Origin of the sequence: Escherichia albertii (genome assembly GCF_028622335.1) — a bacterium.
Taxonomy (GTDB): Bacteria; Pseudomonadota; Gammaproteobacteria; order Enterobacterales; family Enterobacteriaceae; genus Escherichia; species Escherichia albertii.
This window is the reverse complement of sequence record NZ_CP117568.1, coordinates 3,353,226-3,375,286: the sequence shown is the minus strand read 5'-3', so window position 1 is coordinate 3,375,286 and position 22,061 is coordinate 3,353,226. Positions and strand designations below refer to the sequence as shown.

Genomic DNA, 22,061 nt, shown 5'->3' with positions numbered 1-22,061 from the left:
TTCACTGCCCGCGCGTTAACTCGCGCGCGGGTACTTGCTCCGCCCATGCCATAAATACCTGCGGCGGCATCGCTTTTGCAAAGAACCAGCCCTGGCAATAGCGCACGCCACGTTTACGCAACCAGTTAACCTGCTCCTCAGTTTCTACCCCTTCTGCGATCGTTTTTAGTCCCAGACTATGTGCCAGTTCAATAATATGTTCCGCAATTAAATGGCTGGTTTTGTGGGTAGTCAGCGTCTCAACAAACGATTTATCGATTTTTAAAATATCGATATTCAATGATTTAAGGTTATGCAGGTTGGAGTAACCAATGCCAAAGTCATCAATTGCCACTTCATAACCCGCCTGGCGGAAGGCCTGAATAATCGGCGTCATTTTGGTGACATCAAGAAACGCATGTTCCGTCACTTCAAATTTAATTTGCTGTGGGCGCACCGCGTATTGCTCTGTTTTTTGATTGGTTCGCGCAATCACACGTGAAGTATGAAAATCGGAAGCCGACAAGTTAATGGAAATATAGCGATCGGCATGGGTTGCCAGATACGCGCCCAGCTCACTGAATACGTTATCAATGACATAATCAGTCACCTGTTCAATCATTCCTTCTTTTTCCGCCAGAGGAATAAACTCTGCCGGGTTCATCACCTGTCCCTGATTTCCGGGCCACCGCAACAACGCTTCGGCGCCAATACATTTTTCTGTTTTAATGTCGATAATGGGTTGGTAATAAAGACAGAGTTGCCGTTTTTCGAGTGCGCGCTGTAATTTTCGTTTGGGAGAGCGGTACTCCTGGCTTATACGCAACCAGAGCAATAACAGTACAAGACTCCCCAAAATACCTGCGGGTAAAGCAAAGATAAGATGGTTATAAAAATGGGAGAGAAGACGCTGTTTTGAGGTGGCAACAATGGCGGCAATCGGACGTTTTGTTGAATGGACTATTGCATATAAGTAACCGTTCCGCTCCAGAGTTAACTCATTCTGATGAATCAGAGGTGAAAATGTTTCTGTCGAAGCCAATTTACTTAACGAGAAAAAAGCATTCGTTACCGTATCATACACGCCCCATTGCAGCGTTGGATCGTCAGACATCACCTCGCTCCAGAATAGAGGGTTGATAACTGCCACATAATTTCCCCGCTGCATATAGGTCATTTTATAACCTGAAAAAAAGAGCGTATCACGGTAATAATAAATAGAAACATTGGGAGCACGCTTATAATCTGCAGGTGCAATCATATAGCCGTTAGCAGGGGCCATAAGCGATGAGCATAAAAAATGATTATCATGGGCATATATCAGTTCATTGATATAAAGATAATTGCGAATAATATTCAACATTCGCTTTTGATGGGCGGGAGTACAAACGTGTCCCTGATAACGTTCCGCCTCATCGCTCGCCAAATCTGCCTGTTGAATAACCAACTCGGATTTATCCAGCGCCAACTGCGCAAAGGTACGAAGCTGACTATTAACTTCTGATTTCGCCCAAAGAAAAGCAATCCATAGCGACAGAATGATGGGAAGAAGTACTACAAAGACAATGCCCGGCAACGCCAGCAATTTGTGTCGTGCGCTATGACTCATTTCTATTCATTCCCTGCCTGGTTATATCTGGTCATTGCAAGGTGAAAACCCTGACTACCGACGACGTTAGATAAATCTTACGGTATAAATAGCACTTTTGCCTGATTTGAAATTGATACCTTTATGATTGTTGTTCTAATAAAAATAACTCGCTGATATCAAAAGAGCTTTCCTGAAAAAGAGAAAACTGGCAGGAAGTTACAACGTTTTGTTATTTGGCGTTCCTTCAATGCCGCTGAAAAACCACATAATAAGTACAGAAATAAAAGCGATGGCATAATCTGGCTAACAAACAATCAAGTGTGATATAGTTCACAAAAATGATGAAACAGATTTAGCGTTTCATTTTTGTGTTCTGCAAGCCCCACGATAGCCAGAGTGTACCACGCCTCCAGTGAGCAACGTCGCGCTGTCCAGGGCATCGGCTATTTTCAGAGGAATTTTTCGATGGCTACCCTCACCACTGGCGTGGTTCTTCTCCGCTGGCAACTTCTTAGCGCCGTACTGATGTTTCTGGCCAGTACGCTCAACATTCGTTTTCGTCGCTCTGATTACATCGGGCTTGCAGTAATCAGCAGTGGTCTGGGGGTCGTTTCCGCCTGTTGGTTCGCGATGGGATTGCTTGGCATCACAATGGCGGATATTACCGCCATCTGGAGCAATATTGAGTCCGTGATGGTGGAAGGAATGAATCAGGCGCCACCACAGTGGCCGATGATTTTGACCTGATAAACAGAAGTCTCCGCAAAGAGAAGCTTCTGGGACTGATAACAAACGCAAAATAGCCTGATGCGCTGCGCTTATCAGGCCTACACAATCTCTGCAATATATTAAATTTTCATGCTTTTGTAGGACGGATAAGGCGTTCACGCCGCATCCGGCATGAACAAATCGCACTTTGTCAATAATCTGAGGCCGCGGAGAAAGCGGCCTCAGAATGATAGCAAACGCAAAATAGCCTGGTGCGCTGCGCTTATCAGGCCTACACAATCTTTGCAATGTATTAAATTTTCATGCTTTTGTAGGACGGATAAGGCGTTCACGCCGCATCCGGCATGAACAAATCGCACTTTGTCAGCAAATCTGAGAAGCCTCCGCAAAGGAGGCTTCTTTTTATGGTTGACGGAGCTTTAATTTCCCGCCTTAAGAAAACATAACCTGTTTTCTTAATGGCAAATCAGAACGGGATATCGTCATCAAAGTCCATCGGCGGTTCGTTAGACGGCGCTGCCGGAGCGGACTGCTGCGGACGAGACTGCGCGCCGCCGCTGAACTGATTGCCACCCTGCGGCTGCTGAGGCTGACCCCAACCCCCCTGCGGCTGACCGCCACCGATATTGCCGCCAGCCGGAGCGCCACCACTCTGACGCCCCCCCAACATCTGCATAGTGCCGCCGACGTTTACGACAACTTCTGTCGTGTAGCGATCCTGGCCGGACTGATCGGTCCATTTGCGGGTACGCAGCTGACCTTCGATATAAACCTGGGAACCTTTACGCAGATATTCGCTGGCCACTTCAGCCAGTTTGCCAAACAGCACAACACGGTGCCATTCAGTCTGCTCTTTCATCTCGCCGGTCGCTTTATCACGCCAGGATTCGGAAGTAGCCAGCGTAATGTTGGCAACTGCGCCACCATTTGGCATGTAGCGTACTTCCGGGTCCTGACCCAGATTACCAACGAGAATAACCTTGTTTACGCCTCTGCTGGCCATGTTCGTGTCTCCTGAAAAAAACGTTCTAATAAGTGTAAACGCGCGATTGTACCATTACCAATAGCGCTTTTACCACGATGTGACCTCGGTTCCGGTAAACAAACATGGCCCGACATTGTTACACTGTATTGTGGGTTTTGCATTCCAATACTGTATATTCATTCAGGTCAATTTGTGTCATAATTAACCGTTTGTGACCGCCGGTAGCGCCATGCCGCCGGGCAAGAAAGTGTTTAATCCGGGAAAGGTGAATGGATAAGATCGAAGTTCGGGGCGCCCGCACCCATAATCTCAAAAATATCAACCTCGTTATCCCCCGCGACAAACTGATTGTCGTGACCGGGCTTTCGGGTTCTGGCAAATCCTCGCTCGCTTTCGACACCTTATATGCCGAAGGGCAGCGTCGTTACGTTGAATCCCTTTCTGCCTATGCGCGGCAGTTTCTGTCACTGATGGAAAAGCCGGACGTCGATCATATTGAGGGGCTTTCACCCGCCATCTCAATTGAACAGAAATCGACGTCTCATAACCCGCGCTCCACGGTGGGGACAATCACCGAAATCCACGACTATTTGCGACTGCTGTACGCCCGCGTCGGCGAGCCGCGCTGCCCAGACCACGATGTTCCGCTGGCGGCGCAAACCGTCAGCCAGATGGTGGACAACGTGCTGTCGCAGCCGGAAGGTAAACGTCTGATGCTGCTTGCGCCAATCATTAAAGAGCGCAAAGGCGAACACATCAAAACGCTGGAGAATCTGGCTAGTCAGGGGTATATCCGCGCGCGCATTGATGGCGAAGTCTGCGATCTTTCCGATCCGCCAAAACTGGAACTGCAAAAGAAACACACTATTGAAGTCGTGGTTGATCGCTTCAAAGTGCGTGACGATCTTACCCAGCGTCTGGCGGAGTCGTTTGAAACTGCGCTGGAGCTTTCCGGCGGCACGGCGGTCGTCGCCGATATGGACGACCCGAAAGCGGAAGAGCTGCTGTTTTCTGCGAATTTCGCCTGCCCGATCTGCGGCTACAGTATGCGCGAACTGGAACCGCGTCTGTTCTCGTTTAACAACCCGGCGGGCGCCTGTCCGACCTGTGACGGTCTTGGCGTACAGCAATATTTCGATCCCGATCGTGTGATCCAAAACCCTGAGCTGTCGCTGGCAGGCGGCGCGATCCGCGGCTGGGATCGGCGTAATTTCTACTACTTCCAGATGCTGAAATCACTGGCAGATCACTATAAATTCGACGTCGAAGCGCCGTGGGGCAGCCTGAGCGCGAACGTGCAAAAAGTGGTGCTGTACGGTTCCGGCAAAGAAAATATCGAATTCAAGTACATGAACGATCGTGGCGATACCTCTATCCGTCGTCATCCGTTCGAAGGCGTGCTGCACAATATGGAGCGCCGTTATAAAGAGACGGAATCCAGCGCGGTACGCGAAGAGTTGGCCAAATTTATCAGCAATCGTCCATGCGCCAGTTGCGAAGGGACGCGTCTGCGTCGTGAAGCGCGCCACGTCTATGTCGAGAATACGCCGCTGCCCGCTATCTCCGATATGAGCATCGGTCATGCGATGGAGTTCTTCAACAATCTCAAACTCGCCGGCCAGCGAGCAAAAATTGCGGAAAAAATCCTTAAAGAGATTGGCGATCGCCTGAAATTCCTCGTTAACGTCGGGCTGAATTACCTGACTCTTTCCCGCTCGGCAGAAACACTTTCCGGCGGCGAAGCCCAGCGTATCCGTCTGGCAAGCCAGATTGGCGCAGGCCTTGTTGGCGTTATGTATGTTCTGGATGAACCCTCCATCGGCTTGCATCAGCGCGATAACGAACGTCTGTTGGGAACGCTTATCCACCTGCGCGATCTCGGTAATACCGTAATTGTAGTGGAGCACGACGAAGACGCCATTCGCGCGGCTGACCATGTGATCGACATCGGCCCGGGCGCGGGTGTTCACGGCGGTGAAGTGGTCGCGGAAGGTCCGCTGGAAGCGATTATGGCTGTGCCGGAGTCATTGACCGGGCAGTACATGAGCGGTAAACGCAAGATTGAAGTGCCGAAGAAACGCGTACCTGCGAATCCAGAAAAAGTGCTAAAACTGACGGGCGCGCGCGGCAACAACCTGAAAGACGTGACGTTAACGCTGCCGGTTGGCCTGTTCACCTGCATCACCGGGGTTTCTGGTTCCGGTAAATCCACGCTGATTAACGATACGCTATTCCCGATAGCGCAACGCCAGTTGAATGGCGCAACCATCGCGGAACCAGCACCGTATCGCGATATTCAGGGGCTGGAGCATTTCGATAAAGTGATCGATATCGACCAAAGCCCGATTGGTCGAACTCCGCGTTCTAACCCGGCGACCTATACCGGCGTATTTACGCCCGTGCGTGAACTGTTCGCTGGCGTACCGGAATCCCGTGCGCGCGGTTATACGCCCGGACGTTTCAGCTTTAACGTCCGTGGTGGACGCTGTGAAGCCTGCCAGGGCGATGGCGTTATCAAAGTGGAGATGCACTTCCTGCCGGATATTTACGTACCGTGCGACCAGTGCAAAGGTAAACGCTATAACCGCGAAACGCTGGAGATTAAGTACAAAGGTAAAACCATCCACGAAGTGCTGGATATGACCATCGAAGAGGCGCGTGAGTTCTTTGATGCCGTTCCGGCGCTGGCGCGTAAACTGCAAACGCTGATAGATGTTGGCCTGACGTACATTCGTCTGGGTCAGTCCGCCACCACACTTTCCGGCGGTGAAGCCCAGCGTGTGAAGCTGGCGCGTGAGCTGTCAAAACGCGGCACCGGGCAGACGCTGTATATTCTCGACGAGCCAACCACCGGCCTGCACTTTGCCGATATTCAGCAGCTGCTCGACGTACTGCATAAACTGCGCGATCAGGGCAACACCATTGTGGTGATTGAGCACAACCTCGACGTGATTAAAACCGCTGACTGGATTGTCGACCTGGGACCGGAAGGTGGTAGCGGCGGCGGTGAGATCCTCGTCTCCGGCACGCCAGAAACTGTCGCAGAGTGCGAAGCTTCACATACAGCGCGCTTCCTCAAGCCGCTGCTGTAGTCGCTAAGGCCGCTTTCTGAGCGGCCTCAGATTATTGACAAAGTGCGCTTTGTTCTTGCCGGATGCGGCGTGAACGCCTTATCCAGCCTACAAAAACATGCAGTTTCAATATATTGCAGAGATCACGTAGGCCTGATAAGCGTAGCGCATCAGGCTATTTTGCGTTTGTCATCATTCTCAGGCCGCTTTCTGAGCGGCCTCTGATTATTGACAAAATACGCTCTGTTCTTGCCGGATGCGGCGTGAACGCCTTATCCAGCCTACAAAAACATGCAGTTTCAATATATTGCAGAGATCATGCAGGCCTGATAAGCGTAGCGCATCAGGCAATTTTGCGTTTGTCATCATTCTCAGGCCGCTTTCTGAGCGGCCTTTATCTTCAGAGTTGCACCAACAGCTTACGTTTCTCTTCCGGCAGCAAATTCACTGCCTGCTGATAAGACGCATCCACCAGATAATAAATTTGCGAATCAGGCAACGAGCCGTCGAGATAAACGGTGCTCCAGTGCGCTTTATTCAGGTGGCGACTGGGACGCACATCGCTGTGCTGCTGACGCAATAATTCCGCCAGCGCCGGGCTGGTTTTCAGAGAAACGGCCGGACGCCCTTCTACCTCTTTCACCATTGCAAAAAGGACATCTTCAACTTTGATCTGCGTTGCTTTCCAGTCACTATGCACACTCTGTTCTGCGCCTGGTTTTGCCATGCAATATTGTAGCAACTCCGAAATGGTCATTTTTTACTCCCCTTGTAGTGTCACGATGATGCGACGCGATCCGCCGTGGATGCGATGTTCCCCCAGCCAGATACCCTGCCAGGTGCCGGTCTGAATACGCCCTTTATGTACTGGCAATACGAGCGATACCCCCAGCATTGAGGATTTAATATGAGAAGGCATATCGTCTGCCCCTTCATAGTCATGCTCATAGTTTCCGTTATCGGGAACCGCGCGGAGGAAAAAACGCTCCATGTCATAGCGTACAGTGGGGTCACAATTCTCATTGAGTGTCAGAGAGGCGGAGGTATGTTGCAACAACAGGTGTAGTAAACCGACGTTAACACGCGGCATATCAGCCAGTTGATTCAGGATTTCATCCGTTACCAGATGAAATCCACGAGATTTGGCACTAAGCGTGAGCGTCTTTTGATACCACATATGCTGCTCCTTGATAAAACTCTCTTAATCAGTTTGCAGCAAGATAGTAAAAGGATAAAGGTGTGATTAAAAAAACAGCACCAGAGAGAAACTAACACTTTCTCACTCTATCAGTATTCTGAATTGACGATCACCTCTTCACCGAAAGCGCCCGCTTGTGGCAAGGGTTTATAGGTAGAATTGGAGGCTCGCAAAATACGGATACCACGGATGCCGACATCACGCGCTGCGGTGATATCGTTGTCCGAATCACCATAAAACATTCGGATATTTTTATCCTGCAACCACTGCGTTTTTGTGTTTTGTCCCGGCTTATCGCCTGCAAAAATTACCGGATTCATACTGGTTGCCGGAATATGGAAATCATCGGCTAACGTTTTTGAAACCGTTTCTGTTTTCGTCGGACTACGGCCCGTCACAAAGAAGATAGCGTCTCCGCGGCGCACGTGCATATCAATCAACTGGCGTGCGACCTCTTTTGGAATACTGAACTCATCCCAACCATTGTTCATTTTTTCCCAGAATGCGGGGTTTTTTAGATAATCCTCACTTTCCGGCGAGAAGATTTTCTTACCTCGCCAGAATCCGGGACTGGAAAACAGAACGGTGTCATCAATATCAAACCCAACCGCCATCGGCGGACGTCCTGCGAGACTATTTTCAATTTGTGCGACTGAAACCCAATGAATGGGCGCCTGTTCAGCAAGTTGGGCAACGTTAGTGCCAGGATTAAGCGGTGAAGGTGAAGAGGCCAGAGCAACAGCGGAACTGTTTAGAGCGAACAATAAGCAAACAGCACTCAATGCCTGTGTGATCTTGCGCATATTTTTCCCTAAATAGTCAGTATATTAAAACGTTTTATTGTGAGATTTGTTGAAAAAACCATCTGACCATAACGCCAGTTGTAGGGGAAAGGAAGGATTATCTGCGGCTTTGTTACAGAAAAAGAGCACGATCACATTTGGAATACCTGTGCGATAAACCGCACATCGGTGCCGCTATTCTGCTTACACATTCACACAATGACACTCTTTTGGTTCTCGCAAGCCTTGTTCAGGGAATATACTGAAGATAAATATAAATACATTCAATGGATGATGAATGAAAATACCATGTGCTTATATATTTAAGAACAAATGGCGATTTCATATTACAAGTATTTCTCTTTTACTGTTCAGTTTCGCCGTTTCAATCATCTTTTTGCACTTTCGTTTTATTACGTTATCCGCTACCGATAAAATGCGGCTTGAGATGTATAAGTCCACATTATATTCCACCATTGAACAATTTTATGTTTTACCCTATATGCTCTCAACAGATCATATCATCCGTCAGGCCGTTATTGCCCCATCAGACATGACGTCCAGCGAACTTAATCAGCGAATTGCGCATTTCAATACACAACTCAAAACCGCAGCAATATTTATTCTTGATACGCAAGGAAAGGCTATCGCTTCCAGCAACTGGCAGGCCCCCGGCAGCTATGTAGGGCAAAACTATAGTTACCGTCCTTATTATAAACAGGCAATGGCTGGTTTAAATGGCCGTTTTTACGGTATTGGCAGCACCACAAATACACCGGGATTTTTTCTCTCAACCAGTATTAAAGATAAAGGGAAAGTCGTTGGTGTAGTGGTTGTAAAAATAAGTCTTAATGAAATTGAAAAGGCCTGGTCTGAAGGACCAGAAAACATTATCGTCAATGATGAACACGGGATTATATTTTTAAGCTCAAAATCTCTCTGGCGAATGCGTACCCTGCAACCGTTACCTATACAGGCAAAACAAAAGCTACAATCTACACGTCAGTACAGCCTCGATAACCTGCTGCCTGCCGATTACTATCCTTGTTACACTTTAAACAATTTTCTTTTCTTAAAAGAAAAGAAAGAACAATTTTGCTTATTCCCTAAATATTATACACAGCAAATTGCCATCCCAGAGTTTAACTGGAAAATGACGATTATGGTGCCCTTAGATAATCTATACTTGTCATGGGCTATTTCTCTGGTCGTCACATTAATTATCTATTTGCTATTTCTATTATTTATTAAATACTGGCGAATACGCTCTCATGCACAACAATTATTAACACAGGCCAATGAGACTTTAGAAAAACAGGTAAAAGAACGCACCTCAGCGCTGGAATTGATCAATCAAAAACTACTGCAGGAGATAAAAGAACGTAGCCAGGCCGAGCAAGTGTTGCAAATCACGCGCAGTGAACTGGCAGAATCCAGCAAACTGGCTGCACTCGGGCAAATGGCGACCGAAATTGCTCATGAGCAAAATCAACCATTAGCGGCTATTCATGCACTCACCGATAATGCACGTATTATGCTGAAAAAAGAGATGTATCCACAGGTTGAACAAAATCTGAAGCACATTATTTCAGTGATTGAGCGAATGACACAACTCATCTCTGAACTTAAAGCATTTGCTTCGCGTCACCGTGTACCAAAAGGATCTGCCGATGTCATCAAAGTGATGTATAGCGCCGTGTCATTGCTAAATCACAGTATGGAGAAAAATAATGTTGAGAGACGAATTAAAGCCGCCTCCATGCCGCTATTTGTGAATTGCGATGAACTCGGCCTTGAGCAGATATTCAGTAATTTAATTAGCAACGCTTTAGACTCTATGGAAGGGTGTTCTTATAAAAGGCTGGATATCGCTATCCGCCAGACCGATAACAAGGTCATTATTACAATTAAAGACAGTGGCGCCGGGTTTGCTCCGCAAGTTATCGATCGCATATTTGAACCTTTTTTTACCACTAAACGCAGAGGAATGGGACTGGGGTTGGCGATCGTCAGCGAAATTGTCCGTAATTCGAACGGTACTCTCCACGCCAGTAATCATCCTGAAGGCGGCGCGGTGATGACATTAACCTGGCCAGAATGGAGAGAAGATCATGGAAAATAAGCCTGATGAAATTACAATTATTTATATTGAAGACAGCGACGATGTTCGTTTTGCCTGTGAACAAACGCTTACGTTAGCGGGTTATCGCGTCATTTCCTGTTGCGATGCGGAACACAGTCTCCCTTTGATTCAAAGTCTGCAGAATATTATTGTACTAACTGATGTCAGACTACCCGGAATATCGGGACTGGAGCTACTCAATTACATCAGTGAGATGGATAACAAAATTCCGGTTATTTTAATTACCGGGCACGGTGACGTAGAAATGGCCGTTGAAGCAATGCGCAATGGCGCATTTGATTTTATTGAGAAACCCAGCAGTTCAGATAAATTACTTAGCATTATTGCCAGAGCAGTGGAAAAACGACGACTGATTTTAGAGAATCAACAGTTACTGGTGAATCTGCAACAGGAAAATGGTCCGGTACTGATTGGTCGCAGCCCACAAATACAGCAACTGAGAAAGATGATCCTCAACGTTGCAGATACCGATGCCGATGTGCTTATTTACGGTGAAACAGGCTGTGGCAAAGAAGTTGTCGCCAGAATGTTGCATCACTGGAGCACTCGTCGTCAGGGGCAGTTTGTTGCTTTAAACTGCGCAGGATTACCCGAAACGCTTTTTGAAAGTGAAATATTTGGGCATGAAGCGGGGGCATTTACCGGGGCGGTCAAAAAACGTATCGGTAAAATAGAACATGCGAATGGCGGCACATTATTTCTCGATGAAATAGAGGGGATGCCATCAGGTATGCAGGTCAAACTGCTACGTGTGCTGCAGGAAAGAAGCATCGAAAGATTAGGCGCCAATCAATTAATTCCCGTTAATTGTCGTGTCATCGCCGCCACTAAAGAAGATTTACTACGTCGCAGTGAAGAACATCTGTTTCGCCTCGATCTCTATTATCGTCTGAATGTAGTCAGTCTGAATATTCCCCCTCTTCGCCAGCGGCGAGAAGATATTCCTGAGCTATTTTACTGGTTCGCCAGTCAGGCGGCGCAAAAATACAATCGCCCCCTACCCGATATTTCTCCTATGTTGCTGGCCTGGCTACAATCACAAAGCTGGCCTGGAAATGTACGTGAACTCAAACATAACGCTGAACGCTTCGTGCTCGGTTTACTGACTCAGCATCAGCCAGTACCGATGACACAGCAAGAAGAAAGCGGCCTTACCGCCTGCCTTGACGCATTCGAGAAAAAGTTAATCGAAGATATGCTACGGCAAACAGAAGGCCAGGTCAGTTTGACTGCGCGGCTATTACAACTGCCGCGCAAGACGTTATACGACAAACTCAACAAGCATCAAATTCAGCCGCAGGTTTATCGTCTGGAATCATCCAGCTAATGCGGATTCTTGTGTATGCAGGCCCAGATTGATGCCTTTACGGGCGTAATGTTCAACCACCCAGGACCAGAATGACACCGGGATCGTAATCATTGTCGCATTGCGTTCCCTATTAGCCGCTTCCGGCATCCCGGGGTAAATCACCGGGTGACCGCCCGGCTGAGGCTGCGTGGCTAATAGATAATCCGCAAAGAACTGCCCTTTCTCCCCCGCCAGATCGGTAAATTGATCAGGATCGAGCACCAAAGCAAAAAGATGATTATGTGCCGATCCATCCGCCTGGTGATCTTCGGCGATCGTGTCGCCACCAGATAAGATCCCCGCCATCATCTCAATCATCAGCGCCAGGCCAAATCCTTTATGTTCACCAAAGGGCAATAACGCACCTGGCGGATTGCTGAATAGCACTCCAGGATCGATACTCGGATTTCCCTGTGCATCGATCAATTGTCCCGGCGCAGCCTGCTTTCCGGCGGACGACATTACCCGTGCTTTATTTAGCGCCATGCTACTGGTGGCAAAATCGACCAGAATCGGCGGACGCCCATCACTGAACGGCCAGGCAAAACAGAAAGGGTTAGTGGTCATACGCGGTTCTGCACCGCCCCACGGGGCGACCAGTGCCGGACGCCCCGTGACGTTACTCATGGCCAGCATCGCCAGGCCTTGATCAGCAACCATTTGCCCGTAATGCCCCATACGCCCTAAATGATGCGCATGGCACAATGTTAACAGGCAAAAACCGCGGTGTTTTGCTTGTTCAATGGCAGCATTTACCGCCACTTTTCCCGCATGTTGACCAAAGCCATTGTGGGCATGAAAACGCTGTAAATTACCTTCACTTGTTAAGCATTCCGGGCGGGCATTCGCGGTTACATCGCCACGAGCGATATTTTCCAGATACTTCGGTAGCAGCGTGACGCCGTGGCTGGCAAAGCCATAACGTTCCGCTTCAATCATATGTTCCGCCACATCCTGAGCGATATCGGCATCACAGCCATTCAGTTCCAGCAGCCCGGCAGCTAACCAACGCACTTTTTCCACGGCAATTTGTAATGACATCGTTGGCTTCCTCACATCAGACCTAAAATTTTCCACCAGGTGGCGGCAAACAACAGTAACAACAGGTAGCCAATCACCGTCAGGTACAGCCCGACACGGGTAAACTGGCGCGGCGTGAAGGTATCCGTGCCCATGCAGACCATATTTTGTGGCGCATTAATCGGCAGAATGAAGCCGAAACTAACACTGAAAGCCAGCAAAATAGTCATACCGACCGGGTTAACACCGAGTTCAGGCGGCAGACTACTTAACAGACTAATCAGGATAGGCAGCAATGCAGCCGTTAGCGCAGTAGCGCTGGCAAAGCCCAGGTGAATGATGATTAAAAAAGCGGCGAGAATCGCGAAGATGGCTAATGATGGCAAGCCGTCGAGACCAAAACCTTTCACCACATAGTTCGCCATCCATGAAGCTGCCTGTGTATCAAGCAGCGTGGACCCCAGGCTGATACCAATACCAAACATCAGCAACGTTCCCCACTGCACACGTTTTTCAACGTCTTTCCAGCTCATAACGCCAATCCCCGGCAGCAGCATAATCGCCAGTCCGGCAAGGGTGACAGAGGTGGTATCAATGCTGTGTAATTTTCCGCCCGTAGACCAAAAGAACAGCAGCAGCAGCGAAATACCGATCAGGCGTTTCTCTTTCCCGGTGGTTGGCCCTAACTCTGCAAGTGCTTTTTTAATGGCTTCGCTACCGCCTTCAACGGCTTCTGTTTCGGGTGGCAATAATTTACGTGCGAGGAAATAGAGGATAACCGACATAGCGAGGCTCCAGGGGGCGCCCGCTAACAGCCAATCCAGCCAACTAACAGAATGCCCGGCGCCGAAAGTTTTATTGATAAAACCGATAGAAAGCAGGTTTTGCGCCGCCGAGGTTTGAATACCAACGTTCCAGATACTGGTCGCCTGGGCGATAACAATCATCATTGATGCCGCTAAACGTGAATGTTTATCTACCTTAAATGCCGCGATGACGCCCATCATAATCGGCACCACACAGGCCGTGCGGGCGGTGGCACTGGGTACGACCAGACTCAGGACGATGGTGACCACAATGGCGCCGATAATAATGCTGCGACTGCTGGCACCTATTTTCGACATGGTAAACAGCGCAATACGTTTATCCAGTCCGGTAATAGTCATGGCCGCGGCGATAAACATTGCCGCCGCCACCAGCGCCAGAGCAGAGTTGGAAAAACCCGACAGAGTCATTTTCAGCGCCTTCGCGGTGCCGAGAATAGTTTCCGGGTGATTCATATCTGGGGCAAAGCCAACCATAAAGATAATCAGTGCGGAAATCACAATTGCACTGGCGGTGTAATCCATCGCTTCGCTGATCCAGACAATAATGGCGAACACCAGAATGGCGATCATATTTTGTCCAGCGACGGGCAATGTATCGCCTAACGGCAGAAGGGTAATAATAATTCCGGCAATGATCGCCAACCACAAGCCGGGGTTAGGAATAATTCGGCGCTTTTGCGGCGCGTCGTTAGATATTGATGACATATTCACCTCATTGTGAAAAATAAAAAACCTGCCGGGCTATTGCAGGAGCTATGCCATCTTTAATTTTTTAATAACACTTTGTTATTTAATGATTTTATTATTTATTCTTTTTATTTTGTGCGCGGTTTTCCGCACAGTAAATAAAAGGTGATTCCCTTACCACACAGATAAAAAAAGGGAGCGATATGCTCCCTTGATATTCATTTATGGATTATTTAATAACATTCCATAATGTATCGCCAAGTAATGCTGGATTTCGTGTCCATGCCATGCCTGCTTTATCGAACGCCCGGAATTTATCCTCCGCACTGCCGCTACCGCCAGAAATAATGGCTCCGGCGTGCCCCATACGTTTTCCTTTTGGTGCAGTAACACCGGCAATATAACCTACGACGGGTTTAGTCATTTCATGGCGAATAAATTCTGCAGCGCGTTCTTCTGCATTTCCGCCAATTTCACCAATCATAATTACCGCGTCTGTTTGCGGATCATTTTCGAATAAACGCAGCGCATCAATAAAGTTTGTGCCTGGAACCGGATCGCCGCCAATACCAATACAGGTGGATTGCCCAAGCCCCAGCGCGGTAGTTTGCGCTACAGCTTCGTAGGTTAATGTACCGGAGCGGGAAACAATCCCGATACGCCCTGGGCGGTGGATTTCACCGGGCATAATGCCGATTTTGCACTCGCCAGGCGTAATGATTCCTGGGCAGTTTGGCCCAATCAGCCGCACATCCGGGTGGCAGTCAAGCAGCCGACGCACTTTCACCATATCCAGTGTCGGCACACCTTCGGTAATCACCACAATCAATTTGACACCAGACTCAACAGCCTCAACGACAGAATCCAGCACAAACGGCGCAGGCACATAAATCACGCTGGCATCGGCCTCTGTTTGTCGCATCGCATCTTTCATTGAATCAAAAACCGGGCGATCCAGATGCCGTTGTCCGCCCTTGCCTGGCGTCACCCCACCCACAATCTGCGTGCCATACGCAATAGCCTGCTCTGTATGAAATGTGCCGTTTTTCCCGGTAATGCCCTGCACCAGTACCCGCGTGTGTTTGTTGATCAAAACGCTCATCTTAACCTCCTGTTAGTTCAGTAACGCAATGATGCGTTTCGCGGCATCATCCAGAGAATCGACGGCATCTACCGCCAGACCACTTTCTGCCAGTAACCGCTGCCCTTCGGCAGCATTATTACCGGAGAGACGCACCACGACAGGCAGGGTGATGCTGGCCTCATTCAGAGCATGAATAATGGCTCTGGCGATCATGTCACAACGGACAATCCCACCAAAAATATTAACCAGAATGGCTTTCACTTTGCTGTCGGAAACAATCAGCCGAAAGGCTTCACTGACGCGCTCCTGGGTTGCGCCACCGCCAACATCCAGGAAGTTTGCCGGTTGTTCACCGTACAGTTTGATGATGTCCATCGTCGCCATCGCCAGTCCGGCCCCGTTGACCATACAGCCAATGTTACCGTCCAGTGAGACATAGTTAAGATCAAGCTTTGCCGCCTGGCTTTCGCGCGGATCTTCCTGAGTTTCATCGCGTAGCGCCTGGAGTTCCGGGTGGCGATACAGCGCGTTATCATCCAGCGATACTTTCGCGTCTGCGCACACAAATTCGCCCGTTTCCCGCAACACCAGAGGGTTAATTTCCAGCAGGGCAAAATCCAGTTCGTTAAAGGCTTTCCACGCCTGATTAACCAGACGACTAAAGGCGGCAAATAGCCCGTGTTCCAGTTGCAGAACGGCAAACATTTCGCGGATATGGCAAGGCTGCACGCCAGTCAGTGGATCAATGCTGACGCTGCTGATTTTCTCCGGTGTCTCATGGGCGACTTTTTCAATCTCCACGCCACCTTCCGGGCTGACAATAAACGTAACGCGCTGGCTTTCACGATCCACCACCATGCCAAAATAGAGTTCCTGGCGTACCGGATAAATGTTTTCGCACAGCAAAATACTGCTGACATATTGTCCTTCTGGCCCGGTCTGATAAGTCACCAGTTGCGACCCCAGCATGTGTTGTGCAAAAGCCTGCGCTTCCGGCAGTTGTTTAAGCACTTTTACGCCGCCAGCTTTACCGCGTCCACCAGCATGAACCTGCGCTTTCAGTACCGCGCCTTTGCTGGGGCAGGCAATATGTTGCCAGGCCTCTGTTAATTGCGAAATCTGTTGAATGGCAATCTCTTTTGGGCACGGCATCCCCATGCCAGCCAGTAGTGCTTTGGCCTGATACTCATGTAAATTCATATATTCCCTCGGTGGTGTGTGTTATCCGTGTAATGCTTTGTTATTCAATGCCATTGCCGCTTCGTGGATGACTTCGCTTAATGTCGGGTGGGCATGGATTGCACAGGCAATATCCTCGCCAGAGGCGCTAAAATTCATCGCCAGCGCAATTTCATTAATCAGTTCCGATGCCTGTGGGCCAACTATCGCGCCACCAAGTACTCGGTCGGTGTGTTTATCGCTGTATAACGTGCAACGCCCACCTTCCTGACCTAATGCTAAGGCGCGACCATTACCTGCAAACAGAGAATTCCCTTTGTTAAAAGCTCTGCCAGAGGCTTTCAGCGAGGCCTCATTTTCTCCTACCCACGCGACTTCCGGCTGGGTGTAAATTACCGAAGGGATCAGCGCGAAATTAACCGGCTCTACCGTCAGTCCGGCAATTTGATCAGCAACTACCACACCTTCGGCCATCGCTTTATGCGCCAGCATCGGCCCTCGTACAACATCGCCAATCGCCCATAGCCCCGCCTTCCCAGTACGGCATAAGTTATCGACGGCAATACCGCCACGGTTGTCGGATTCCAGACCGAGTTGCATGAGATCAACGCCTGAAAGACGTGGTACGCGCCCAATCGCGATAATTAATTTATCGAAACGGCTTTCTTCTTGATTCTCTCCCTGCCGCCAGCGCACATGGACACCGTCATTCCGTTGTTCAATAGTCTCAATCTCAACTGCCAGTTGTATTTTCATCCCACTGGCAATCATTGCTTTACGGACTTCATTGGACAAACGAGCTTCCAGTGCAGGCAAGAACGTTGGCGCCATCTCCAGCAACGTGACGTCTGAGCCGACCCGATTCCACACCGAACCTAATTCCAGACCGATGACTCCAGCGCCAATCACACCGAGACGCGGCGGAACTTCGGTTAACGCCAGCGCCCCACGGTTATCGAGGATCTGCTGATTATCAATGGCAATGTCAGACATCTGACGCGGCTGAGAACCCGTTGCAATCACGACATTACGAGCGAGGATTTGTTGATCGTTTACACGTAATTGCCAAATCTCATCCTGGGCGCGTTCCAACGTTGCAAGGCCGCAAAGGTGCTTCACGTTATTTTTCTTAAATAGCAGGCCAATCCCCATCGTCAGACGACCAACAATAGCGTCTTTACGCTGAATCATGGCGGCGGCATTGAAAGTTACGCCTTCAACGTTAACGCCATGAATGCTCGCCTCATGCTGGATTTGCGCGTATAGCTCAGAAGATTGCAGCAGTGATTTCGACGGGATACAGCCGACATTGAGGCACGTACCGCCCGGCGATGGCTCGCCCCGGGCATTAACACCATCATCGATACACACCACGGAAAGCCCATTCTGCGCAGCTCGCAGCGCCGCTACATAACCACCTGGCCCACCACCCATTACTGCCACATCGAAAATCGTACTCATCGGCGCTCTCCTTAAAGATCCAGCAACAGTTGTTCCGGTGACTCCAGTAGCTCGCGTATTGCCACCAGCGTCTGCACGGCTTCCTGACCGTCGATAATGCGATGGTCATAGCTGAGAGCAAGGTACATCATTGGTCGAATAACAACCTGACCGTTTTCTGCGACCGGACGCGGTGTGATGGCATGCATTCCAAGAATGGCCGACTGCGGCGGGTTAATAATTGGCGTCGACATCATCGAGCCAAAAGTACCGCCGTTGGTGATAGAGAACGTGCCGCCCTGTAATGCTTCCAGTGGCAACTTGCCACTGCGCGCCAGTGTGGCGTATTCGGCAATTTGCCGTTCAATTTCCACTAAAGAGAGTGATTGCGCATTGCGTAACACGGGCACCACCAGCCCCCGGTTGCTGCTAACCGCAATGCCGATATCGCAGTAATCACGCCAGATAATATCGTTGCCATCGACGCTGGCATTAACCACCGGAAAACGTTCCAGCGCACGGGTTACCGCTTTCACAAAGAAGGACATAAAGCCCAGTTTCACACCGTGTTTTTCTACAAAGCGGTCTTTCCAGCGAGCGCGTAAATCCATCACGCTTTGCATGTTCACTTCGTTAAACGTGGTAAGAATGGCGTTGTTTTGTTGAGAGGCCAGCAGACGTTCCGCAATGCGCTGACGCAGACGTGACATCGGTTCGCGGCGCTCCAGACGTACACCGGGCGTCAGCGGTCTGGCAGGCGGAATTTCAGCAACAGCCCCGGTTTGCAGAACAGGCGCAGGTATAAAACGCAGCACATCCTCTTTCAGAATGCGTCCATTTCTCCCACTCCCGGCAACATCAGACAATTCGACACCACTACGCTGCGCCTCCAGCCGTGCAGCAGGCATCACCGGAGTTTCCACTGCGTGTATAACCGTTTCTTCTTTTGCAGCCTGCGGCTTAAGATGCGCCAACAGTTGTGCAGACGTGACCGTGCTACCTTCACTGACGATAATATTGCTTAATACGCCATCCTGTGGGGCCGGGATTTCCAGAATCACTTTATCGGTTTCCAGTTCAGCAATCACTTCATCACGTTTTACGTGCTCGCCTTCTTGTTTACACCACGCACTCAGCGTGCCTTCCGTGACAGACTCGGGTAATACAGGGACAGTAATTTCGATCATAAAATGTTCTCCTTGTTATTTTTGTGTGCCTTTCATAGCTGGATATCTGCAAATGCAGCAGCAAGGAATTCATCGATTTGTTGTTTATGCACGCGACCATAACCCGTCGCCGGAGCTGCCGCCGCCGGGCGACCTGCGTAATGCCAGTAAGGATGGTTGATTTTCAGTGCCGCCAGCTCATGGCGAATCTGCCGCCACGCCCCCTGGTTTTCCGGTTCTTCCTGCAACCAGATCCACTCGTTGCATTCTGGCCAGTTTGCCAGCACATCATTAAGTTCTGCCGCTGGAAACGGGTAGAGTTGCTCCACGCGGACAATCGCCACATCGTCATCCAGCCCACGTTGTTTACGGGCGTCCAGCACGTCGTAATAGACCTGACCACTGCACAAAATAACGCGCTTAATCTGGCTGGCGTTTTGCGGCTGTGGCTCGGTAATAACTGGTTTAAACGCACCATCAGTGAAAGCGGAAAGCTCACTCATCGCACCTTTGAAGCGAAGTAACCGCTTACTCATAACCACCACTAACGGTTTGCGCATCGGACGCAACACCTGACCGCGCAACAAATGGAACATTTGTGCCGACTCACTGGGCATCACCACTTGCATATTGTTTTCAGCGCACAGTTGCAGCCAGCGTTCAGGACGTGCGGAAGAGTGCTCCGGCCCTTGCCCGTCATAGCCATGCGGCAGAAGAATGGTTAAACCGCTATAGCGATCCCACTTGGTTTCGCCAGAACAGATAAACTGATCGATGGCAACCTGAGCACCGTTAGCAAAGTCACCAAACTGCGCTTCCCAGATAACCAGTTGCTGCGGTGCAGACGTTGAATAACCATATTCAAACGCCAGCAGAGCTTCTTCGTTAAGCACCGAATCATAAACATCAAAAGATGCCTGACCGGAGCGAATATGTTGCAAAGGAAGATAGCGACGGGCCTCGGTTTGATGATGCACCACAGCATGGCGATGGCTGAATGTACCGCGCCCGGAATCCTCACCAGAGAGACGCACACCGAAACCCGCATCCACCAGCGAAGCGTAAGCCAGCATTTCCGCCATTCCCCAGTCTACAGGCTGAGTTCCTGCGGCCATTTCCTGACGTAATGCCAGTTGCCGTTTAATAGTGGGATGCGCGACCACGTCGGGTGGCAGCGTAGAGATGATTTCGCCATACGCTTCCAGCATTTGGCGAGGTAATACCGTAGATACCGGAGAGCTCCAGCGAGGGTTGGTCAGCCCGTTCCAGTTAGCGCTAAAGGGATGAATCGCAGGTTTGAGAGGCTGCGGGTCGCGTTTCTGGCAACTATCCAGCCAGCCGCGATAGCGGCTAATCATCTCATCTTGCTGCGTCTGACTTAACAGACCGCGACGAGCGAGACATTCACCGTAGCGCGTGCGCGTACCGGGGTGAGCATCCACGGCCTGATACATTTGTGGCTGAGTCAGGCGCGGCTCATCGCTTTCGTTGTGCCCGTGCTTACGGAAACAGCAAATATCGATGATGATGTCGCGCCGGAAGGTGTTTCGCCAGTCGCACGCCAACTCTATTGCCTGGCAAACTGCATCGACATCATCACCATTAACATGGATAACCGGAGCCGCCACCATTTTGGCAATATCCGTGCAGTAGCGTGATGACCGCATATCCTGCAAGCGGGAAGTGGTAAAACCAATCTGGTTGTTAATCACCAGATGCAGCGTGCCGCCCGTACCGTAGCCCTGAGTCTGCGATAAGTTAAACGTGGTTTGGTTGACGCCGAGGCCGCCCAACGCGGAATCCCCATGAATAAGTACGCCCACCACTGTTGCCTGACCATCCTCACCACGGCGTTCCTGCCTGGCTCGCACCTGGCCCAACACCACCGGATTCACAATCTCTAAATGTGAGGGGTTATACGCCAGCGCCACATGCAGCGAACCGGCTGGTGTTTCCAGATTACTGGAATACCCCATGTGGTATTTCACATCGCCAGAACCATTACCGATAGTCTGTTTACCTTCAAACTCGGCAAACAGTTGTGCCGGGTCTTTATTCAGTAAATTCACCAGCACATTAAGCCTTCCCCGATGTGCCATACCGATGACCACTTCCTCGACACCTTGCGCACGCAGGCATTTTGTCAGCGTATCGAGCGCCGGGATCGCGCTTTCGCCTCCTTCCAGAGAAAACCGTTTCTGCCCGACATAACGGGTATGCAGATAACGCTCTAACGTCTCTGCCGCCATCAGTTTTTCAAAACGGGCAATGCAGGTTTGAGCATCAGCTTGTGGTGCATTGCTGCTTTCAATCCGTGATAACAACCAGTTGATTTCTTCACGGTTTTCCAGATGAGCAATTTCATAAGCCTGGCTACCGGCCCAGGCTTGCTCCAGTAAGTTAATCAACTGCTTAAGCGGCATTTGCGTAGTGTGTGAGCCGAAGGTGACGCTAAATTCCTGCAACAGGTCTTCTTCGCTTAATCCCCAAAAGCCTGGCTGGAGAGAGGGAACGTCGGCGGGAGTATTCAGGCCAAGTGGATCAAGCTTTGCGCGCAGATGCCCCTGAGTGCGCCAGGCATTGATCAGTTGCATTACCGCAGCCTGTTTTTTTAACGTCGCGCTGCTAACGTTGCTATCACCAGATGCACTTTGGGCAGTCAGTTCAGGTGAAAGAAAAAAACGCCGCCAGTCTTCCGGGAGTTGGTCTGGCGTACGCAACCAGGTCTGGTAGTTATCTTCAAGCCAGGTCGCGTTATCTCCGCTAAGCAGCGTGCCGGGCGAGGTCATGTTCTCCATGTTTTTCTCCTGATGGTCATAGACGGCTGCGCTA

The 22,061-nt window shown here is 49.9% G+C and carries 16 protein-coding genes; 4 read left to right on the top strand and 12 right to left on the bottom strand.

Annotated features, from left to right (window positions below):
• Position 1: 1 nt before the first annotated feature.
• A complete protein-coding gene (locus tag PS053_RS16365; RefSeq protein WP_000019704.1) occupies positions 2 to 1,588 on the bottom strand; it encodes an EAL domain-containing protein in 1,587 nt (528 codons plus the stop codon).
• A 447-nt stretch (positions 1,589 to 2,035) separates the two neighbouring features.
• Here PS053_RS16365 and PS053_RS16360 point away from each other — a divergent pair, with 447 nt between their 5' ends.
• A complete protein-coding gene (locus tag PS053_RS16360) occupies positions 2,036 to 2,317 on the top strand; it encodes a YjcB family protein (protein WP_010338933.1) in 282 nt (93 codons plus the stop codon).
• Between the two features lie 448 nt (positions 2,318 to 2,765).
• Here the strand turns inward: PS053_RS16360 and ssb1 are convergent, their stop codons facing one another.
• Positions 2,766 to 3,302, bottom strand: a complete 537-nt coding sequence (gene ssb1 / locus PS053_RS16355; RefSeq protein ID WP_000168310.1) for a single-stranded DNA-binding protein SSB1 — start codon at positions 3,300 to 3,302, stop codon at positions 2,766 to 2,768.
• Between the two features lie 251 nt (positions 3,303 to 3,553).
• On the opposite strand from ssb1, the gene uvrA reads away from it, so the two are divergent.
• Complete coding sequence (gene uvrA, locus PS053_RS16350) at positions 3,554 to 6,376, top strand: excinuclease ABC subunit UvrA (RefSeq protein WP_059253973.1); 2,823 nt, start codon at positions 3,554 to 3,556, stop codon at positions 6,374 to 6,376.
• A gap of 379 nt (positions 6,377 to 6,755) precedes the next feature.
• Here uvrA and PS053_RS16345 read toward each other — a convergent pair whose 3' ends face one another.
• The 3 genes from PS053_RS16345 to aphA form a co-directional block, all read right to left on the bottom strand.
• A complete protein-coding gene (locus PS053_RS16345; RefSeq protein WP_000155670.1) occupies positions 6,756 to 7,112 on the bottom strand; it encodes an MmcQ/YjbR family DNA-binding protein in 357 nt (118 codons plus the stop codon).
• 3 nt (positions 7,113 to 7,115) lie between these two features.
• Positions 7,116 to 7,532 (bottom strand): secondary thiamine-phosphate synthase enzyme YjbQ, encoded by a 417-nt coding sequence (locus PS053_RS16340; protein WP_141116189.1) that lies wholly within the window; start codon positions 7,530 to 7,532, stop codon positions 7,116 to 7,118.
• A 110-nt stretch (positions 7,533 to 7,642) separates the two neighbouring features.
• On the bottom strand, positions 7,643 to 8,356 hold the full coding sequence (aphA, locus tag PS053_RS16335; protein WP_001226934.1) for an acid phosphatase AphA: 714 nt from the start codon (positions 8,354 to 8,356) through the stop codon (positions 7,643 to 7,645).
• 277 nt (positions 8,357 to 8,633) lie between these two features.
• On the opposite strand from aphA, the gene PS053_RS16330 reads away from it, so the two are divergent.
• Together PS053_RS16330 and PS053_RS16325 are read left to right on the top strand one after the other, a co-directional pair.
• Positions 8,634 to 10,457: an ATP-binding protein gene (locus tag PS053_RS16330; protein ID WP_059228398.1), complete on the top strand. Its 1,824-nt coding sequence runs from the start codon at positions 8,634 to 8,636 to the stop codon at positions 10,455 to 10,457.
• Complete coding sequence (locus PS053_RS16325; RefSeq protein WP_000428615.1) at positions 10,447 to 11,805, top strand: sigma-54-dependent transcriptional regulator; 1,359 nt, start codon at positions 10,447 to 10,449, stop codon at positions 11,803 to 11,805. Before PS053_RS16330 ends, PS053_RS16325 begins: the two co-directional genes overlap by 11 nt.
• Here the strand turns inward: PS053_RS16325 and PS053_RS16320 are convergent.
• The 7 genes from PS053_RS16320 to PS053_RS16290 all read right to left on the bottom strand — a co-directional run bounded on the left by PS053_RS16320 (position 11,794) and on the right by PS053_RS16290 (position 22,027).
• Positions 11,794 to 12,867: an Ldh family oxidoreductase gene (locus PS053_RS16320; protein WP_159386536.1), complete on the bottom strand. Its 1,074-nt coding sequence runs from the start codon at positions 12,865 to 12,867 to the stop codon at positions 11,794 to 11,796. The genes PS053_RS16325 and PS053_RS16320 overlap by 12 nt on opposite strands.
• Positions 12,868 to 12,878: 11 nt before the next feature.
• Entirely contained in the window at positions 12,879 to 14,378 is a 1,500-nt protein-coding gene (locus PS053_RS16315; RefSeq protein WP_053887270.1) for a DASS family sodium-coupled anion symporter, read from the bottom strand.
• Positions 14,379 to 14,589: 211 nt separating this feature from the next.
• Positions 14,590 to 15,462 carry a succinate--CoA ligase subunit alpha gene (gene sucD / locus PS053_RS16310; protein ID WP_256878768.1) on the bottom strand — a complete coding sequence of 291 codons (873 nt, stop codon included), beginning with the start codon at positions 15,460 to 15,462 and terminating at the stop codon, positions 14,590 to 14,592.
• 12 nt (positions 15,463 to 15,474) lie between these two features.
• Positions 15,475 to 16,644, bottom strand: coding sequence for an ADP-forming succinate--CoA ligase subunit beta (sucC, locus tag PS053_RS16305; RefSeq protein ID WP_256878769.1), 1,170 nt, complete (start codon positions 16,642 to 16,644; stop codon positions 15,475 to 15,477).
• 21 nt (positions 16,645 to 16,665) lie between these two features.
• On the bottom strand, positions 16,666 to 18,084 hold the full coding sequence (gene lpdA / locus PS053_RS16300; RefSeq protein ID WP_256878770.1) for a dihydrolipoyl dehydrogenase: 1,419 nt from the start codon (positions 18,082 to 18,084) through the stop codon (positions 16,666 to 16,668).
• An 11-nt stretch (positions 18,085 to 18,095) separates the two neighbouring features.
• Entirely contained in the window at positions 18,096 to 19,250 is a 1,155-nt protein-coding gene (odhB, locus tag PS053_RS16295) for a 2-oxoglutarate dehydrogenase complex dihydrolipoyllysine-residue succinyltransferase (RefSeq protein ID WP_059225270.1), read from the bottom strand.
• Between the two features lie 32 nt (positions 19,251 to 19,282).
• Entirely contained in the window at positions 19,283 to 22,027 is a 2,745-nt protein-coding gene (locus tag PS053_RS16290) for a 2-oxoglutarate dehydrogenase E1 component (protein WP_059236416.1), read from the bottom strand.
• Between the last annotated feature and the right edge of the window lie 34 nt (positions 22,028 to 22,061).

What these genes read in the sequence shown, in the direction of transcription:
- sucC (WP_256878769.1), bottom strand. Translation starts at nt 16,644, where the DNA reads ATGAATTTACATGAGTATCAGGCCAAAGCACTACTGGCTGGCATGGGG.
- PS053_RS16365 (WP_000019704.1), bottom strand. Translation starts at nt 1,588, where the DNA reads ATGAGTCATAGCGCACGACACAAATTGCTGGCGTTGCCGGGCATTGTC.
- PS053_RS16290 (WP_059236416.1), bottom strand. Translation starts at nt 22,027, where the DNA reads ATGGAGAACATGACCTCGCCCGGCACGCTGCTTAGCGGAGATAACGCG.
- uvrA (WP_059253973.1), top strand. Translation starts at nt 3,554, where the DNA reads ATGGATAAGATCGAAGTTCGGGGCGCCCGCACCCATAATCTCAAAAAT.
- PS053_RS16345 (WP_000155670.1), bottom strand. Translation starts at nt 7,112, where the DNA reads ATGACCATTTCGGAGTTGCTACAATATTGCATGGCAAAACCAGGCGCA.
- odhB (WP_059225270.1), bottom strand. Translation starts at nt 19,250, where the DNA reads ATGATCGAAATTACTGTCCCTGTATTACCCGAGTCTGTCACGGAAGGC.
- ssb1 (WP_000168310.1), bottom strand. Translation starts at nt 3,302, where the DNA reads ATGGCCAGCAGAGGCGTAAACAAGGTTATTCTCGTTGGTAATCTGGGT.
- aphA (WP_001226934.1), bottom strand. Translation starts at nt 8,356, where the DNA reads ATGCGCAAGATCACACAGGCATTGAGTGCTGTTTGCTTATTGTTCGCT.
- lpdA (WP_256878770.1), bottom strand. Translation starts at nt 18,084, where the DNA reads ATGAGTACGATTTTCGATGTGGCAGTAATGGGTGGTGGGCCAGGTGGT.
- PS053_RS16325 (WP_000428615.1), top strand. Translation starts at nt 10,447, where the DNA reads ATGGAAAATAAGCCTGATGAAATTACAATTATTTATATTGAAGACAGC.
- PS053_RS16315 (WP_053887270.1), bottom strand. Translation starts at nt 14,378, where the DNA reads ATGTCATCAATATCTAACGACGCGCCGCAAAAGCGCCGAATTATTCCT.
- sucD (WP_256878768.1), bottom strand. Translation starts at nt 15,462, where the DNA reads ATGAGCGTTTTGATCAACAAACACACGCGGGTACTGGTGCAGGGCATT.
- PS053_RS16320 (WP_159386536.1), bottom strand. Translation starts at nt 12,867, where the DNA reads ATGTCATTACAAATTGCCGTGGAAAAAGTGCGTTGGTTAGCTGCCGGG.
- PS053_RS16330 (WP_059228398.1), top strand. Translation starts at nt 8,634, where the DNA reads ATGAAAATACCATGTGCTTATATATTTAAGAACAAATGGCGATTTCAT.
- PS053_RS16340 (WP_141116189.1), bottom strand. Translation starts at nt 7,532, where the DNA reads ATGTGGTATCAAAAGACGCTCACGCTTAGTGCCAAATCTCGTGGATTT.
- PS053_RS16360 (WP_010338933.1), top strand. Translation starts at nt 2,036, where the DNA reads ATGGCTACCCTCACCACTGGCGTGGTTCTTCTCCGCTGGCAACTTCTT.